This window comes from Colwellia echini (assembly GCF_002843355.2).
Lineage (GTDB): Bacteria > Pseudomonadota > Gammaproteobacteria > Enterobacterales > Alteromonadaceae > Colwellia > Colwellia echini.
Map to the genome: position 1 here is coordinate 451751 of NZ_PJAI02000001.1, position 16487 is coordinate 468237.

General features: G+C 36.0%; 17 protein-coding genes. 6 read left to right on the forward strand and 11 right to left on the reverse strand.

Going from position 1 to position 16487, the window contains the following annotated elements:
- Positions 1–192: 192 nt before the first annotated feature.
- Complete coding sequence (locus tag CWS31_RS01740) at positions 193–846, forward strand: fumarylacetoacetate hydrolase family protein (protein ID WP_101343381.1); 654 nt, start codon at positions 193–195, stop codon at positions 844–846.
- Between the two features lie 61 nt (positions 847–907).
- On the opposite strand, the gene CWS31_RS01745 is transcribed toward CWS31_RS01740, so the two are convergent.
- Both CWS31_RS01745 and CWS31_RS01750 read right to left on the reverse strand, forming a co-directional pair.
- Positions 908–1789, reverse strand: coding sequence for a hypothetical protein (locus tag CWS31_RS01745; RefSeq protein WP_101343382.1), 882 nt, complete (start codon positions 1787–1789; stop codon positions 908–910).
- Between the two features lie 93 nt (positions 1790–1882).
- On the reverse strand, positions 1883–3445 hold the full coding sequence (locus CWS31_RS01750) for an esterase-like activity of phytase family protein (RefSeq protein ID WP_101343383.1): 1563 nt from the start codon (positions 3443–3445) through the stop codon (positions 1883–1885).
- Positions 3446–3819: 374 nt separating this feature from the next.
- On the opposite strand from CWS31_RS01750, the gene CWS31_RS01755 reads away from it, so the two are divergent.
- Positions 3820–4218 (forward strand): YacL family protein, encoded by a 399-nt coding sequence (locus CWS31_RS01755; RefSeq protein ID WP_101343384.1) that lies wholly within the window; start codon positions 3820–3822, stop codon positions 4216–4218.
- A 51-nt stretch (positions 4219–4269) separates the two neighbouring features.
- Here CWS31_RS01755 and CWS31_RS01760 read toward each other — a convergent pair whose 3' ends face one another.
- The 6 genes from CWS31_RS01760 to CWS31_RS01785 form a co-directional block, all read right to left on the reverse strand.
- Complete coding sequence (locus CWS31_RS01760) at positions 4270–5109, reverse strand: HDOD domain-containing protein (RefSeq protein WP_101343385.1); 840 nt, start codon at positions 5107–5109, stop codon at positions 4270–4272.
- A 313-nt stretch (positions 5110–5422) separates the two neighbouring features.
- Complete coding sequence (locus CWS31_RS01765; protein WP_101343386.1) at positions 5423–6700, reverse strand: AmpG family muropeptide MFS transporter; 1278 nt, start codon at positions 6698–6700, stop codon at positions 5423–5425.
- Between the two features lie 174 nt (positions 6701–6874).
- Positions 6875–7204: a hypothetical protein gene (locus CWS31_RS01770; RefSeq protein ID WP_101343387.1), complete on the reverse strand. Its 330-nt coding sequence runs from the start codon at positions 7202–7204 to the stop codon at positions 6875–6877.
- 369 nt (positions 7205–7573) lie between these two features.
- A complete protein-coding gene (locus CWS31_RS01775) occupies positions 7574–8173 on the reverse strand; it encodes a peptidylprolyl isomerase (protein WP_425457505.1) in 600 nt (199 codons plus the stop codon).
- Between the two features lie 79 nt (positions 8174–8252).
- Entirely contained in the window at positions 8253–8846 is a 594-nt protein-coding gene (locus tag CWS31_RS01780; RefSeq protein ID WP_101343388.1) for a YajG family lipoprotein, read from the reverse strand.
- Positions 8847–8912: 66 nt separating this feature from the next.
- Positions 8913–10133 (reverse strand): methyltransferase, encoded by a 1221-nt coding sequence (locus CWS31_RS01785; protein WP_101343389.1) that lies wholly within the window; start codon positions 10131–10133, stop codon positions 8913–8915.
- Between the two features lie 151 nt (positions 10134–10284).
- Here CWS31_RS01785 and CWS31_RS01790 point away from each other — a divergent pair, with 151 nt between their 5' ends.
- From CWS31_RS01790 to CWS31_RS01800, 3 genes are all read left to right on the forward strand, one after another.
- Positions 10285–10599, forward strand: coding sequence for a BolA family protein (locus CWS31_RS01790; protein WP_101343390.1), 315 nt, complete (start codon positions 10285–10287; stop codon positions 10597–10599).
- 203 nt (positions 10600–10802) lie between these two features.
- Positions 10803–11993: an enoyl-ACP reductase FabV gene (gene fabV, locus CWS31_RS01795; protein ID WP_101343391.1), complete on the forward strand. Its 1191-nt coding sequence runs from the start codon at positions 10803–10805 to the stop codon at positions 11991–11993.
- Positions 11994–12148: 155 nt separating this feature from the next.
- Positions 12149–12817: a pseudouridine synthase gene (locus CWS31_RS01800; RefSeq protein ID WP_101343392.1), complete on the forward strand. Its 669-nt coding sequence runs from the start codon at positions 12149–12151 to the stop codon at positions 12815–12817.
- A gap of 29 nt (positions 12818–12846) precedes the next feature.
- On the opposite strand, the gene CWS31_RS01805 is transcribed toward CWS31_RS01800, so the two are convergent.
- From CWS31_RS01805 to CWS31_RS01815, 3 genes are all read right to left on the reverse strand, one after another.
- Positions 12847–13254 carry an SRPBCC domain-containing protein gene (locus CWS31_RS01805; protein WP_101343393.1) on the reverse strand — a complete coding sequence of 136 codons (408 nt, stop codon included), beginning with the start codon at positions 13252–13254 and terminating at the stop codon, positions 12847–12849.
- 47 nt (positions 13255–13301) lie between these two features.
- The gene (trhA, locus tag CWS31_RS01810; protein ID WP_101343394.1) at positions 13302–14015 is read right to left on the reverse strand and encodes a PAQR family membrane homeostasis protein TrhA; all 714 of its coding nucleotides are present in this window, start codon (positions 14013–14015) and stop codon (positions 13302–13304) included.
- A gap of 199 nt (positions 14016–14214) precedes the next feature.
- Positions 14215–14433, reverse strand: a complete 219-nt coding sequence (locus CWS31_RS01815; protein ID WP_101343395.1) for an EF-hand domain-containing protein — start codon at positions 14431–14433, stop codon at positions 14215–14217.
- Between the two features lie 559 nt (positions 14434–14992).
- Between CWS31_RS01815 and CWS31_RS01820 the strand changes: the two genes are divergently transcribed.
- Positions 14993–16456, forward strand: coding sequence for an alpha/beta hydrolase (locus tag CWS31_RS01820; RefSeq protein ID WP_101343396.1), 1464 nt, complete (start codon positions 14993–14995; stop codon positions 16454–16456).
- Positions 16457–16487: the final 31 nt, after the last annotated feature.

A 16487-nucleotide genomic window follows, 5' to 3' on the forward strand; every position in this document is an offset into this window, starting at 1 on the left:
GAATTCATAAACATATAGTTGAATCTTGCGCTAGTAAGACTACTGAGTCAATTAAGAAGCGAATTAACAAATATATTGTTAATGGGGAAATATTTAAAAAACTTACATCGGGACAATCATATGGGTGTGATTTCAGCCTGAAATAGTTAACAATACTGTTTTATAAATTTTCATCTTCCTAAAAGGTCTGCTATGAATACCGTTACTTTAGTCACCGCTGATCAAAAACCGCAATTGATTACCCCGTCAAAAATCATTTGTATTGGTCGTAATTATGTTGATCATATTAAAGAGCTTGCCAATGAAATCCCCGATCAAATGGTGGTGTTTTTAAAACCTAACTCTGCGGTTACAACCTCGTTAAACGCTATGCATAATGACGATGCTTTGCATTACGAAGCCGAGTTGTGTTTTTTAGTTCAAGGTGGAAAGTTTACTGCGGTCGCATTAGGTTTAGATTTAACTAAACGAGAACTACAGGGTAAATTAAAAACCAAAGGCCTACCTTGGGAGCGTGCAAAAGCATTTGATAGTTCTGCGGTATTAAGTGAATTCGTTGCTTTTGAACCGTCAGATTTAAGCCAGTTAACCTTATCGCTAACCATTAATGACAAACTAACTCAGCAAGGTGGCGTGAGTTTAATGATGTTTAAACCAGATGAAATTCTTGCTGACTTACAATCATTCTTAACGTTAGAAGACGGCGATATCGTAATGACAGGAACACCTAAAGGCGTTGGAGTTATTAATGAAGGTGATAGTTATTCAGGGCAAGTTTACTTTAGTGAAGCGGGTGATTCTGCAGCTAAAGAAGTTTTACTTAATTGCCAATGGCAAGCAATGTAAGCTTATTTTATAATCCCTAAACTATCGAACGTTTGAAATATACAGTAGGTGGGCCTTGATATTAATCACAAAAATTACTGTCATATTGATATACGGCTGCTGTTTTAGTAAGTGAGTTTTGGGTATTCCAACTTGCTACTGTAGAATCTTCTTGCATTGCACTAAATAAGCTTTTAGAGCGAGTGACCACATTGTTACTAAAACCTTCATTCGTGTCTTCATATTTAAATGATATTTCCGCTACTATTGGCTGTGTCGTACTAACTGTTTCGTTGTACCATAAAGTTAATGAAAACTCTCCGTCTAATGCGCCTAAATCTACACTGGCATTTTTATATACATACTCATTAATCGTTAAGTTACCAACTTTTTCTATTGCCAATGTTTCATCAAGATTTTCATCTGCTAAACCAGGGAATAAACCAACAGGATCATCTACTTTATTTAGGTTTTTGCTCTGGCTTATGCCCTGTTTGGTTGAATAAGAATATTTACTAGAGAAAGGTGCTGCTAAATCTTCTTCAAACTTACTTTCCCATCCTGATTCGGTGCCATCCATGTCTTTTTTACTAGCGATAAATCGATCTGGAGAGCGAAACTTTAACGTGACTTCACGGTTTCCATTGTCGATTCTTTCACGAAAAATATAACCTGCATTAAATAAATCACAACTATTTTCTACGTCATAAAAAATAACAGTACGGCTTTTCTCTAAACTTAAGCTCCCTGATGTATCACATTCGATAGAGTCATTCTCTATTAAATTTTTCAATGCGGTCCAGTAATTATTTACTTTCGTTGCTCGTGTAGTTGTATTTCCAGAGAAAGAAGTGGTGTCTAATAATATTTTATATTCACGAGAACCGACATCCACATCTGCGGCCGATACAGACGTTGATAAAGATAATAGAGCAGCTGAAATAATACTAAGTGGTTTATTCATTTCGTATACCTTCTTAAGTAATTTCTAAAACAAATAAGGCATTAACAATAAAAACCTAACTTATTGTTAATGCCATTACACTATGCAATAAATCTAAAGTGCTAAATCTAAATCTTCAATGATATATAAACGGTTACTATCGATGTCTATTTGGCTGGCATCAAGGTACTTTTGCTCTAATATTCCATCTGTTGACCACGTAGCAAAATCATCATCATTGATAACACCAATGGTATTATCATTAATTAACCAAATACCTTCTAACTTATCATGCGGATAACCATTTTCTGCAACTAAATCAACTAATAATGTTTTGGTAATAGGCGTAATACCTGCGTTAGACAAAGTTGTCCAGCCATCAGCGTCTAAAGTAACTTCTTCAAGTGTTTTACCGCCAACCAATAAACCTAAGTCATCATCTTGGGTGATATCAGAACTGGTGGCGATAGTTTCAATATCAGTCGCATTGCTAAGGTCAATTTTATATAAATGCTTCATCGCCGATGGTGTTTGATTGTAAAAACTACCATCACGCTCTATCACAACAAACTCAGTGCTACTTAACGCAACAATACCTGATTGTGAATTTTGCGTTTTTTCTTGTTTATAAAGATACTGGCTTACACTGCCGTCAGTTAAGTTAACCGTTACAATACGTACCATGTTGTTTACTTTTACCGCACTACTTGGGTTATACATTGTTGACTGCATAATGCCAACCAAAGTTGTTTCATCTGGTGTAATGGCTAAACCTTCCATACCACGGTTAGCTCGGCGATTTGCGAATTCTGCTGGCAATGTGAAAGTGTTACGACTGTCGTCACTGAAAGCGTTAATGCGCCCAATTTCTTTACCTTCAGCATCAAAATGAACCATGTGTGGTCCATATTCATCACTTACCCAAAACGTACCATCAGATAACGCAACTAAGCCTTCACCATCTAAACCGTAATCATCTAACTTAATAGGGTTTGTTGTTTCATCGTAAGGCTGACTCATGTCTTCAACAATGACGTTGCCATCGGCATCGTATGGTGTTTCCCCTGTACCGCCTAAAGAAGAACTGTTTGGCAAGCCTGAAATTACAGTACCATCAGGGCGTTTCAATAAAATATCTTTTAACTTTTTAACATTACCATTTGCTTGTAATTCAAATAAGCCGATACGTGGTGTGTAATCTGGTGTTGGAAATTTTTTACCTACACCTTGATCGCCCGTAAATACAGCATTTGGTCCACGGTCTGTTAATGCGTAAAACTGTGTAGGCTCTGTTGGATGGCCTACCATATCGGAACCAAAGCCGCCGTTTCTGATTTCCATAAAATTGCCAGGCATAGCGCCGTTATCTATATCAGCTCGCATAACAGAATAAGGCAATGAAGATCCGGAGGAAGTTATAGGGCTTGCATTGCAATTTGCACTAGTTGTTGTTACTTCAGAATCAGCTAATGCATTGTCGCTATTGCTATCTATGCCCGAGGTTACTTTTAGTCCACCAAAAAAACACGTTTCATTACCTAAAGTTAACGCTTCATGGTTAATTAAACTATTTAGCCCAGAAGTACCTTGAGCCCCTTCTAAACCTTGTGAGCCATCGTCACATGCAGTTAAATGTAAAGTAGCTATTAAAGCGAATGCTAGTTTTGTATATTTCATGCTTGTCCTGTTATTTAGTTTAAATAAATGCTTAGTCGCAATTTTCGATAAACTTTAAACAGTAAATGTTACAAAATAATTATTTTTTCATGGCGGAATTGTGAACTTACATTAGGTAAATGAAATCGTATCTTCCAGGTCATACAGGAGGATATATTAGAGGAAAGGATCAGTGTTATATAAATAAGTGAGAAAATATTCAGCTATTACTTTTGGTTGTTTAATCAGTCGCGTTTTTCTTTTTAATAGCTGGAACTATGGGATATAATTACCTATAAAGTTATCCTTTAGTTAACTACTAACATTTACTAAGAACAGTAAATTTAAGTTGGTAACTTTAACCTTTATTTGTCCCCGTATTAACAGGAAAAGTTATGGAATATGAATTTGTACACGATGCCATAACAGGCGAAGCTCGAGCATTATTTTCATTAGAGCATGAGGTTATTGGTCCATGGTTAGAAGTGGAGTTAGGCCGTGACGCTAATAAGCTTAATGAATTACTTAATACAATAGGTGATGTTGAGGCTGGAAAATTGCACGAAATCCTTATTACTGGAAGTGAGTATTCTATTACTTTAAGTCGTGATGAAGTTTCAATTCAAACTAATGTCAGCATGAATGGTGTATTAAATGATAATGGTGAAGGTTTATCTGAAATGTTAACCGATGACCATATTCACCTTGATCAAAATGAAATGGCTGGCTGCGGTTTAGATGATTTCAAAGACTTGCTATTATCATGGCAAGAGTTTAGTCTTGGGGTACGCTAGTGCATTAGAGGAGGAAACTCACCTAAACGTTTGATAGCAAAAAAAATAAAACTATTCAGTCTCGCTAAATTCTACAATTAATTGCTGTAAAACCTCGTCATTAATAGCTAACAGTTTGCAAACATCGTCCTTTACATATGCCCAATCTGCAGTCGATTTTTTATTAAAACTTAATGATACTAGTTGCTCACTTAGTTTTAATACGGCAAATAAATCTTGCTCTTGTGAGCCATTTAGATTGTTAAGAAATTCTCTATCATGGTGCTGTAATATAATTTGGCAAACATCTTTTGGCAAACGCCACGAGCTAGCAACATAGTATCCAATAGTTGAGTGATGTACGCCATATTTTTGCTCTTCGATAGTTGTGAGTGATACCTCGGGCGTTGTTAATGCGTCATCTAATACTTGTTGATAATCTTTATATTTCATTGCCATTACCGGTACGCCACAAGCATGAAATAACCCTAAACTAAAAAATTTATCGTTGGCAATATTCGGTCTATATCGTTGCCCTATTGTTTCGGCAACACTGGCTATATTAGAAGTTAGCTTCCAAAAATTATCTAAATTGATACTGCAGTTTTTGGGATCAAAACTCTTTTTAAGCAAACTGCCTGTCACTAAGGTGACTACACCAAAAAGTCCAATATAATTTACTGACATTTTAATATCAGTTATGGTGCGACTTAAACCATAAAGCGGAGAGTTAATGGTTTTCAAAATTGCTGCGCTCACCGCAACATCTTGACTAATCAAGTCGCTAATCGCATTGATATCGGGGTTTTGATCAGCCATTAACTTTAATAGCTCTAGTAAAAGCCTTGGTTGCGCGGGTACAGAAAAGCCGCGAGAAATATCGTCTAAAACACTTTGATCTACAATTAACATAAGATTAATCAGTAATAAAAAATATTATTAAAACTCTATAACTATATTTATTCTGGGAATGTAAAGTAATAAGGCTATAAGGTTTGCTTAAATATATTAAATATTCACTGCTCGCTAATAAAATTAATGGGTAATAACAATCATCATCACGAAAAAGCCAATAAGGATCGCATTAAAAGCAAAAATGTAAGTAAAACCTTTAAGTCCTTCCTTTAATGTATAACCGTGCTCATTAAGGTACCAGGCCCATATCGCACACATGAGTATGGGCAGGAGAAAGAAAAACTTTATCATAATAAATAATCTCGTATCGTTAACTCGTTGTAATCGAGCGTTCCTCATTCCAAGGGGCAACTTTAAATAACATTAACATACCAGGCACTGCTAATGCGGTACAAAAGAAATAAAAGTTAGTCCAACCTATTTGTTCAACAATCACACCTGTTGTAGCATTGGCAAAAGTGCGAGGTACAACGGCTAAGGCGGTAAATAAGGCTATTTGGGTGGCAGCAAAAGCCGGATTGGTAGTTTTGGCAATAAAAGCGGTAAAAGCAGCTGTACCTAAACCAACCCCCAAATATTCGAAACCCATTGCTAAAGCTAAAGCATAGGTGTTATGTCCGATTTCTGCGAGTGCAGCAAAACCTAAAATACTGAAAATTTGTACAAAACCAAACAACCATAATGCTCGGTTAATACTAAGCTTTATCATCACTAAACCGCCAACTACGATACCAATAGTCATCGCGATTAACGACGCGGTTTTAGCAACTACGCCAATTTCGGTCATGGTAAAGCCCATATCGATAAAGAACGGCGTTTGTAATGCGGTTGCCATATTATCGCCTAACTTATAAAGCACAAGGAACAATAAGGTGTAAGCAGCAGACTTGAGCCCTTTACTTTTAATGAAATCTTGAAAAGGTAATACTATGGCTTGTTGTAAGCTTTTAGGGGCTAAGTGCTCTGATTCTAACTCTTTAATAAACAGTGTTAATAGTATTCCTAACAACATAAAAGCAGCGACTATCATAAACACGTATTGCCAACTCATATGATCAGCAAGAATAAAACCAAGTGAGCCAGGTACTAAGCCTGAAAGTCGATAAGCTTGTACATGAATTGAGTTACCTAAACCTAATTCATTATCGGCTAATAATTCACGCCTATAAGCATCAAGTACTATATCTTGACTCGCACTAAAAAACGCCACAGCGGCAGCTAAATAGGCGACCGTCCAGATATCGAATACAGGATTAATAAAGCCAAAACTGGCTATAGAGATTAATAAAAAGAGTTGGGTTACTAACATCCAGCTGCGTCGTCTACCCAATACTCCTAAAGAGTATCTGTCTATAAGTGGAGACCACATAAATTTCCAAACGTATGGAATACCTATCAGTGAAAAGAGGCCTATTTCGGCTAGACTAACTCCTTCATCTCGTAGCCAGCCTGGAACGAGTTGATATAATACAAACAGTGGTAAACCTGAACTAAAGCCTGTAAAAATACAAATAAGCATACGCTTATTTAAAATAGCGTCTTTAAAGGCGACTTTGGGAGTAGGGCTATTTTTTTGTATTTCAGACATAGAATGTTAATTTTAGATAATTTAATTCTTTCAAGTTTATCAGAGGCTTGTTAATAGCCCAAGTAATACCAATCGGATTAATGGGTTTATTAGAAGTTATATTTAGGGGGAGATTTATTAGGATTGTTGTTTTACCGCGCCATCATGAAAATAAGCCATAGGAGCAAAATAAAACTAAGCGATAGGACGCCAGCCAATACAATCGATAGGATAACTGCCTGAGCCATTAAAAAAGTCTAAGCAAGTGGTCATTTCGCTTTTAAAATATAAGTCTTGATTCAGTGCTAATGCGCCGTGCAAACTTACTTCATGCATTAAATGCCAAAATACTCGTTCTTTTGCGCTGTGTGGTGTTTCATCCATCACTTTCAGTAATGTCCAATCAGCCATGGTGTCTAAAATAAAATTATCTAACTCAGTATAATGAATTTCTTCTGCAATAACTGCATTCACATAGGCATGCAATTGTTGTATTTTTTCATCGATAAACTGCTCAATTATCATGACGACACCTTAAAAATTTCATTATCCCGAGTCAGGTTAGTTAAAAACTTAGGCAGAAGTAATCGAAACAATTCACGGGTTGTTGTTTCTCGATAATATATTTAGTGCTAATAACCAATTTGTTGTAGCTGTACTCAAAAATATTATCTGATTAATCATAACGTAAAGCCTAATTCTGCTTTATTCGCGCACATTCAGCACATTCTAGATCATAATAACTACAGTGCTAAGAGTTTAAAACAGTACCTATATTTATCGGTGATCTTTGTGTTTTTGTCAAAAAACAGCGAGGTTATTTTGTTAGTGATTTGTAACTATTTGTTCATATTAACGATTGTATACTTCCTAATTTGATTATTAATTTAACTACTAGGTCGCTGGTAATAGAGTCGCACTTATTAAGGTTACTGGCTCAACGGGTACATCATACCAACCTAAGCTATTGTCATTACTTGTTGGTACTTTAGCTATTGCTGCTAATACTTCTTGGCCTTCAATAATTTCACCAAAAACAGCGTAACCCCAACTTCTACCAGGATCTAATGAGCTATTATCAGCGAGGTTAAAAAAGAATTGGCGATTGGCTGTGTGAGGTCGAGTTTCTTTCGCCATAGCAATAGTGCCTTTTTCATTTTTAAGACCATTACCTGATTCATTGACAATATTTTTACCTACTTTTTTTTCATTTAAATGAGTGTCATAACCGCCACCTTGAACCACAAATTCATCAATGACTCGATGAAAAAGAGTGTTGTTATATTCGCCGCTAACCACATGTTTTAGAAAGTTATCAACGGTTATCGGTGCTTTAATACTATCAAGTTCTACTACGATTACGCCCATAGAAGTTACAAGTTTTACTTTCGGAAATAAATTATTTGGGTCAAGTGCAAAACTAGCGTTACTGGTGAAAAGTAACAAACTTAACACGAATGTTTTGATTATTGTCTTGTTAAAAAAAAGCTGCAAAAGTTACCCACCTTACATTTATCTTATTTATTTAAAGTTAAGTTAAGTTAAAAAAGTTAAGTTAAAACCCAATTGGAATCTAGAGAAATACTTTTATATCTTTACTGATTAATATTTGTTTTAGAATTTCACTTAAATGCTGATTGAACTCTTCTTCCAAACTACTAATGTCTGCATTAAGGGCGCCTTCACTATGCGCTCGTTTTTTAAAGAGACTTGTTAAGGTTTGTTTTGAGTTATCAACGCTAACCTTGATGATTATTTCACTTTGAGTGTTATAAGTTATGCTTTCTTGATCAACGCTGATAACCGCCTTTTCTATAATGACGGTCATTTTATTGGTTGATGTGTCGTTTAGCGTTAAGCCTTGCTCTTGCCATTCTTTCGTTAATACATTATCAATTACCGTTTCAAGGCGCTGTTGAGAAGACAAAATAATAGCCGGTTCATCAGGTTCTAATATTTGAATAATATGTGGGCTGGTGCGCATATCAACAACCTGCAGTTGTGCATTTCTACCGGTTAATTGGTTAGATGGTTTTAAGTCAACATCTAACGCCAGCACAATATGGCTAGGGGTACTACTACAGCTGGTTATGCTAAGGAGTAATAACGACAATGCTATTGATTTTAAAATAGAGTCTGTAAATCTTTTTAAGTAGTGGAAAATCATCTTGTTACCCAGTTCTCTCTGCAGTTATTTATTAAGCTTAAATATTCATTTAAGTTATTTTTTTAGTTAACGTTTAATCGCTGATTGTGTAACAAACTTGTCGTTACTAGCAACTAATTTTTCATTGCCAAAAAGGCGCTGTAATTTAATATGATACGCCAATTGCCTGTTACCTATTATACGTAACTCGCCGCCTTTTTTTAATACCCTGTGGCTGTCTTTAAACATCTGCCATGCAATGTGATCGGTAGTTGCGGTATTTTGGTGAAATGGCGGGTTACATAATATTAAATCAACTGTACCGCCTTCTATATCACTTAAACAATCGTTTAGTGTAAATTCACATTGGTCAATTACCTCAGGTAAGTTGGTTTCAATATTTAACTTCGCTGAAGCTATTGCCATGCATGATTCATCAATAAATTGTACCTGCGCTTGTGGTTGGTCAGCTAAAACCGTTAAGCCTAATACGCCATTGCCACAACCTAAATCTATTACTTTAGTATTTGGCGCTATGGTTGGTAAATTTTCAATAAAGTAACGAGCGCCAATATCTAATTTTTCACGTGCATAAACGTTGGCGTGATTACTTATTGTAAACTCTCGAGAAGAGTTGTCGATAGCCGATTTATGCGTTAATGACCAAATCGTAGGGTAGGGCGATTTATCTGTTGTTTTACTACCAAATGATGAATCAAACTGACAGAAAACTAAACGAGATTTTTTTACTGCTAGTGATGTTTTGGTTGTGCCTAAGTATCGTTCAAATACTTTTAAAGTGGCGCTGTGAATTTCTTTAGCGCGATCTGCGGCAATAAATATACATTCTTTATCTGATGTTCTTGATTTGATCATCTGCTTAATTTGAATTAATTGTTCAATAAGCATGGCTTTGCTTTTAGGGATTTTAAATAAAATAACGTCAATGTCGTTTGGTAAGCTATCAAGCGATGTTAATAACGTGATATTGCTATCATCTAAATCATTTTGTTCAATGTTATAGCGGATTCCTTGACTACTAATAAAGGAGTCATTAATACAAAGTACTTGTGGGTTTTCGCTACCCGAATGACAAAAATTTACTGCTAGTGCACCAAAGGCATCATTGAAGATCGCAACTTTTTTGTTAGGGTTACTTATTTTAGAAGTGGCGAGTCCTTCTTCATTAACATAGTTTATTAGGTATTCATCGGCAGAATCCCATGCTTGTAAGCTACGATTTACTTGGGCAACAGGGAAACGGCTAAGGAATAAGTTTTTATCATTAACAATAAAAGGGCTGATCATAAAAATAGGCTAAAGTTCAGGAATAAATTAGCGGCTATTGTGGCATAATTTGCAACATATTGTTGGTCTATCCACTTAAATCAGCTAAAATATTTGCCACTTTGGTTGTCTTGTATTGCCAACCTTAAACTTTACTTATCGTGAGAACAGAATGACTGTTGCTGCTGTTATAGAACAAAAACTACTTGATGCCTTCCAACCTAGCCATTGTGAGGTAATTAACGAGAGTAATAACCATAATGTGCCGCCGGGCAGTGAATCTCATTTTAAAGTGGTTATTGTTTCTAATGCCTTTGAAAATGAACGATTAATTAAACGTCACCGCTTAGTAAATAGCGCATTATCATTAGAGCTTGCAGAAAAAATTCATGCACTTGCAATTCATACTTACAGCGAGCAAGAATGGCAATCGCTTCATGGTGGTAATGTTCCTGAATCACCTAATTGCTTAGGTGGTGGAAAATAAACAAAACGAGTATTGTTTTCTGGTAGTACCTCTTTCAGTTTCAGTCAGGGTACAATAGCTGCAATTTCGTTAATAGCTTTATTAGTAACGCTAAAATAATATTGAAAAAGAAATAACTTCAAAGCTTAGCTCAAGTATGCAAAATGCATCACACTAGCTGAGTTATTCATATAAACAAGAATATAAATTAAAAAGGTTTACTTATGGTTATCAAGCCAAAAATTCGTGGTTTTATCTGTACTAATGCTCACCCTGTTGGTTGTGAAGCGCATGTAAATGAGCAAATTGCTTATGTTAAAACTCAAAAATCTGACGTTGCAGGCCCTAAAAATGTTTTAGTTATTGGTGCTTCTACAGGTTACGGTTTAGCTTCACGTATTACTGCTACTTTTGGTTATGAGGCTAAAACATTAGGTATCTTCTTTGAAAAACCACCTACAGATAAGAAAACAGCTTCCGCAGGTTGGTACAATACTGCCGCTTTCGTAAAGGCAGCTGATGAAGCCGGTATTTATGCTAAAAGCATTAATGGTGACGCTTTTTCTCACGAAATAAAAGCACAAGCTATTGAAGCAATTAAAGCAGATATGGGTAAAATTGATTTAGTTGTTTATTCATTAGCATCTCCTCGTAGAACTGATCCAGACACAGGCGAAGTTTACTCTTCAACATTAAAGCCAATTGGCCAAAGCGTTACCACTAAAAACTTAAATACTTCTAAGCGTGTGATTGATGAAGTATCTGTTGAAGCGGCAAACGATGCTGAAATTCAAGGCACTATCGACGTTATGGGCGGCGCTGACTGGGAATTATGGATGAACGCTTTAAGTGACGCTGGCGTTTTAGCTGAAGGCGTTAAAACAGTTGCTTACACATACATTGGTAAAGAATTAACTTGGCCAATTTACGGTAAAGCAACTATTGGTAAAGCGAAAGAAGATTTAGACCGCGCAGCAACCGCAATTAATGCAGCAACAGCTAGCTTAAATGGTACTGCCCGTGTAACGTCTTTAAACGCCGTAGTAACACAAGCAAGTTCAGCTATTCCAATTATGCCGCTATACATTTCAGCTATGTTCAAAGTTATGAAAGCTGACGGTACTTATGAAGGTTGTATTGAGCAAATCGACAACTTATTCAAAGAAAACATCTACAGTGCTACACCGCGTTTAGATGAAGCCGGTCGCTTTAGCCAAAACTACAAAGAATTAGAAGATAGCGTTCAACAACGTGTAACTGATATTTGGAACACGGTTGATACTGATACAATTGATGAATTAACAGATTACGTTTCATACCATCAAGAGTTCTTAAAACTGTTTGGTTTTGATGTTGCAGGCGTTGATTACGATGCTGACGTTAGCCCTGAAGTTGAAATTAATAACTTACTTTAATTTCCTATTGAACCTAGGTTATTAACTTTAAAACCGCACTTTACTCTTTTAGTAACGTGCGGTTTTTTAGTTTAGAAAGGTTATACCATTTGAAAAGGATCACTTAATCAGTGTAATTAGATAGATTAATACTTCTATGAATAAGGTCATATTCAATGATAATTGCTAAGCAAAATAATAATGCTGTTACTGAACAAGGCGATTTCACACAAACCGAGCTAACAAAAGTCGTTAAGCCAAACCAAAATCACCAACATTTTAAAATATTTAAACCTTATGGTTTTTTAAGTCAGTTTGTACCTGAAACGCGAAAGAAGAAACATTTACTCGGAGAGCTCTTTGACTTTCCAGATAAAACGATGGCGATCGGTCGCTTAGATCACGACTCTGAAGGGTTATTGTTATTAACAACCGATGGGATGATGAGTTACGAAGTTAGAAGTAAAGGGATAGAAAAAGAGTATTACGTGCAAGTTGATGGCGATATCACGAATGAAGCAATATTAAGGCTACAAAGTGGTGTAGAAATTACTATCAAAGGTACAAAATATCTAACCTTGCCTTGCAAAGCATTCAAGCTTAATGGTGAACCTGCATTGCCTATGCGCGGGCGAAAGATTCGTGATCCTAAACATGGTCCTACTAGTTGGATTTCTATCACAATATGTGAAGGCAAGAATCGTCAAATAAGAAAAATGACCGCAGCGGTAGGTTTTGCCACTTTAAGATTAGTCAGAGTGAGAATAGGCAATATCAACCTTGATACATTACAGGTCAGTGATGTAGTTGAACTGCCTAATTTGGATTCGGCGCTTAGCGGTTAAGTGTGCTAGGTTATTAAACTGAACTCAGGTTATTTATTTTCAACGTATTGCTTAAAGTTTTCTAATATTAATAACCAACCTTGGCGTTGTTGCTCGCCTGAGTTTTCATCTTCGGCATCAAAGGTTTCTACCAACTTTATACCCTCGGTATTTTCAATGAAAGAAACTAATACAGTGCGATTATCTTCAAGCTTATAACTGATATTTTTAAAAGGTGTTATTTCTATAAACTCACCAGAAAAATCAAAAGCCATCGAACCATCTTTAGCTGCCATTTGGTAAGTAAACTTTCCGCCAACCGCTAAGTTAATGTCAGCGGTAGGGCAACACCAGTCATTGGTGGCAAAATTCCAGTTTTTAATATCCTCGGGTGTTGTCCAAGCAGACCATATTTTAGTAAGTGGAGCATTTATTATTGTTTCAATTGATATCTTCATATGGACTCTAAATTTTAGTTAGCGACAACTTATCGCTAATTTATACCTTATACATACCAATAAATCATCAAAAAGTGACAAGTAACACCACCTAAGACGAAAAGGTGCCAAATTGCGTGGGTGTAGGCAACTGACTTTTTCACGTAGAAAAATACGCCAAGTGAGTAAATTAATCCGCCTAGTGCTAACAAGCCAACTGCTTGCTCAGGCATGGCTTTATATAATTCACCTAAAATACCTAACGACGTAAAACTCATGCCTAAATAAGTGGCGAGAGATATCTTTTTGTATTTACTGCCAAATTTTATTTTAAATAAAATACCTGCAAGGGCAAAAAGCCAGATACACGCTAACAAGGTATAGCCGAGTGTTCCTGCTATGGTGATCGCCAATAGAGGGGTGTAAGTGCCCGCAATAAGTAAATAAATGGCGCAATGATCGAGTAGTTTAAATATCGCCTTAGCATGAATATTGATTAAACTATGGTAGAGCGTTGAAGCTAGGAAAAGTAAAATAGCACTACCCGCAAAGACAGTGAAACTGATGATATGAACAATATCGGTATGGTTTTTCTGTAGCAGTAAATAAAGTGCAATACAGCTTAATACTAAACCAAAAGCATGACTTATAGCATTGAGTTTTTCTTCACTTTGACTATAAGTTATTGGCTGGGGAGGGATCTTAGACTTTTCTTGATTTAGCGTCTTAGATGTAAGCGCAGGTTGATATGGCGCTGTAGAGAAATCTTTCTGAGCAGTCATGGTGAGCTTTCTTTGAAAGAAGTCTAAGTATGTATTAGGGTACGCTTAGTTTCGATACAAAGCAAAGCAATAGTGGGATAAGGCTAAAGTAATTTTAGCCTTGGAGTAATCGTCTGATATTGTTATAAATTTAGTTTAGAACTTAGCGTTTTAGAACTTAGTTTTTTAATGAAGAGCCTAGTAATTAAAAGAGTAATAATTAAAACGCTAACTCAATCACCATATCTTTTAATTCATCTTTAGATATAGAGTTACTATGGTTTTTATCAAAGCGATTAAAGATGGTTTCACACATATTTATGCCTTTGTCTTGTAATAAAACATCAATCAATTCAACAAATTCAGAGCGATTAATTTGCCCATCTTTATCTTCATCGAATACTTCAAATAATTCATCTACCCATTGATTTAATTCCATATCTAATCTCACTCAAAATTATAATAATGTTTATAACTAGACCTTATCCCTTATTTACACGTTTGGGAATCGCTATTTAAACTTTTTTTAATACCTTGGTAGAAAAATTGATCTGGATTAAGTAACCCACTGTTTATCAGTCGCTTAGTATTAATTTTATTTATTCTCATTTAATTTTAGCTTGATTGCCTTTTTAGGCAAGTTTTCTGTAATAATTTGTTCATGAAATCTTAGGGGGATTTTCTAAGATTATCATTTATTGCATGTTTAATGACTTTAATCGTTGCGAGATTTTTAACATAATGCAGCATAGTTTTCTATACCAAGAATTCTCTATGCCAAAAACTCTTTATGCTAAAGATGAGGAACGGCGATATAACCGTTTTAAATGCCCCAAAAATAGTAGTTTTTATTTGTAATATATCCAGTGTTACCACACCTTCACGTAGCTTGGGGCACTTGATGTGCAATTCTTTGCCGGTATATAACAAACTGTTGAATAGTATCTCACAGACCAACAGACCCTATTAATTTATGAATATTTGATTGAGCACAAAAGATGATATTACCGTGGAAAATAATCAAGTTACTTGTTTGGGTGTTATTTACAGTAACGCTATCGCTCAAATTTGTTGCAGTGTCTTTTGCAAGCACTGTATTAACTCTAGAAAACTGCCATTTAGGTGAAATTCGCGCTCAAGTAAAATGCGGAAAACTTGATGTGCCAGAAAATTACAGCAAACCAAATGGCACTAAAATTTCAATTAATTTCGCGGTATTACCAGCCATTGATAACAGCGAATATAAAACGCCATTAATGTTTCTAGCCGGAGGCCCTGGGCAAGCTGCCGTCGAATTAGCAACTGCGCTTAATAGGGTTTTTAGGGAGGTACGTAAAACTCGTGACATTATTTTAGTCGATCAACGTGGTACAGGCGAAAGCAGTGCCTTGGCGTGTGACTTGGAGGCGATAGATAATGTATATAGCGCGTTGTCTGATGCCTTAACCCCAGAAGAAATAAAAGACTGTGTTGCGCAATTCAAAGGCGACGTAACACAATATAATTCTGAAAATGCTATTCGAGATTTTGATGTTATTCGTGCAGCTCTTGGTCATGAAAAAATAAACATTTATGGCGGCTCTTACGGCACGCGAGCAGGTTTAGTGTTTATGCGCATGTTTCCAGAGTCCCTTGATAGCGTCATTCTTGACAGTGTTGGCCCAATAGAAGTGCCTATTGGTATGTTCGGTCAAAGTGGCGCACGGTCTTTTAACTTGTTAATTGAAAATTGTAAAAAAAGTGAGTCTTGTCATAAGGCTTTTCCTGATTTAGCACAAGAATTTCAAACCGTAAAAGCGCGTTTAGGCAAAGAGCCTATTACGCTTGATATATTACATCCACGTTTGGGTACGCCAACTCAGTTAGTACTTGATGACAGTAAGTTTACGGGTAACTTACGTTTTCAATTATATGGTATGAGAGGGCGTTCAATGGTGCCATTAGTTATACATCAAGCTTTTTTAGGTAACTACCAACCACTTATTGGTTTAATGGCGCAAAATGAAGGTGAGCAAATGGTTTATACCGGCTTACTTTTTAATATTGTATGTAATGAAGATATGCCAAGGTTGTCAGCAGCAGATAAAGCCATTGATGCTAACAATGATTTTGATGGTAAAAACAGTCACCAAGCTTGGGATATGGTTTGTCCGTATTTTCCAGAGTTTCGCCCGAATGAAGCGTTTTATCAAAGCGTAACTGCTGATATTCCAACACTCATTTTATCGGGTGATTTAGATCCCGTAACGCCGCCAAGTAATGGTGAGTTTTCAGCTAAGTCATTACCTAATAGCCATCATATTATTGTTGAAAATGCATCGCACACCGTCGCTTTGACCACTTGTGCTAACGAAATAGTCAATGAGTTCTTAACGAGCAAATTACCTAAAAAACTCGATGAGTCTTGTTTAAAAGATATTCCACAAGAAACCTTTATGACCAGTGTTAATGGTGTTCAGTGAATTATTTAAATGCTAAAGCTCAAGCAAAAGT

Bases quoted from the DNA above. Each gene is read 5' to 3' on its own strand.
- CWS31_RS01740 (WP_101343381.1), top strand. From the start codon at position 193: ATGAATACCGTTACTTTAGTCACCGCTGATCAAAAACCGCAATTGATT.
- CWS31_RS01745 (WP_101343382.1), bottom strand. From the start codon at position 1,789: ATGAATAAACCACTTAGTATTATTTCAGCTGCTCTATTATCTTTATCA.
- CWS31_RS01750 (WP_101343383.1), bottom strand. From the start codon at position 3,445: ATGAAATATACAAAACTAGCATTCGCTTTAATAGCTACTTTACATTTA.
- CWS31_RS01755 (WP_101343384.1), top strand. From the start codon at position 3,820: ATGGAATATGAATTTGTACACGATGCCATAACAGGCGAAGCTCGAGCA.
- CWS31_RS01760 (WP_101343385.1), bottom strand. From the start codon at position 5,109: ATGTTAATTGTAGATCAAAGTGTTTTAGACGATATTTCTCGCGGCTTT.
- CWS31_RS01765 (WP_101343386.1), bottom strand. From the start codon at position 6,700: ATGTCTGAAATACAAAAAAATAGCCCTACTCCCAAAGTCGCCTTTAAA.
- CWS31_RS01770 (WP_101343387.1), bottom strand. From the start codon at position 7,204: ATGATAATTGAGCAGTTTATCGATGAAAAAATACAACAATTGCATGCC.
- CWS31_RS01780 (WP_101343388.1), bottom strand. From the start codon at position 8,846: ATGATTTTCCACTACTTAAAAAGATTTACAGACTCTATTTTAAAATCA.
- CWS31_RS01785 (WP_101343389.1), bottom strand. From the start codon at position 10,133: ATGATCAGCCCTTTTATTGTTAATGATAAAAACTTATTCCTTAGCCGT.
- CWS31_RS01790 (WP_101343390.1), top strand. From the start codon at position 10,285: ATGACTGTTGCTGCTGTTATAGAACAAAAACTACTTGATGCCTTCCAA.
- fabV (WP_101343391.1), top strand. From the start codon at position 10,803: ATGGTTATCAAGCCAAAAATTCGTGGTTTTATCTGTACTAATGCTCAC.
- CWS31_RS01800 (WP_101343392.1), top strand. From the start codon at position 12,149: ATGATAATTGCTAAGCAAAATAATAATGCTGTTACTGAACAAGGCGAT.
- CWS31_RS01805 (WP_101343393.1), bottom strand. From the start codon at position 13,254: ATGAAGATATCAATTGAAACAATAATAAATGCTCCACTTACTAAAATA.
- trhA (WP_101343394.1), bottom strand. From the start codon at position 14,015: ATGACTGCTCAGAAAGATTTCTCTACAGCGCCATATCAACCTGCGCTT.
- CWS31_RS01815 (WP_101343395.1), bottom strand. From the start codon at position 14,433: ATGGAATTAAATCAATGGGTAGATGAATTATTTGAAGTATTCGATGAA.
- CWS31_RS01820 (WP_101343396.1), top strand. From the start codon at position 14,993: ATGATATTACCGTGGAAAATAATCAAGTTACTTGTTTGGGTGTTATTT.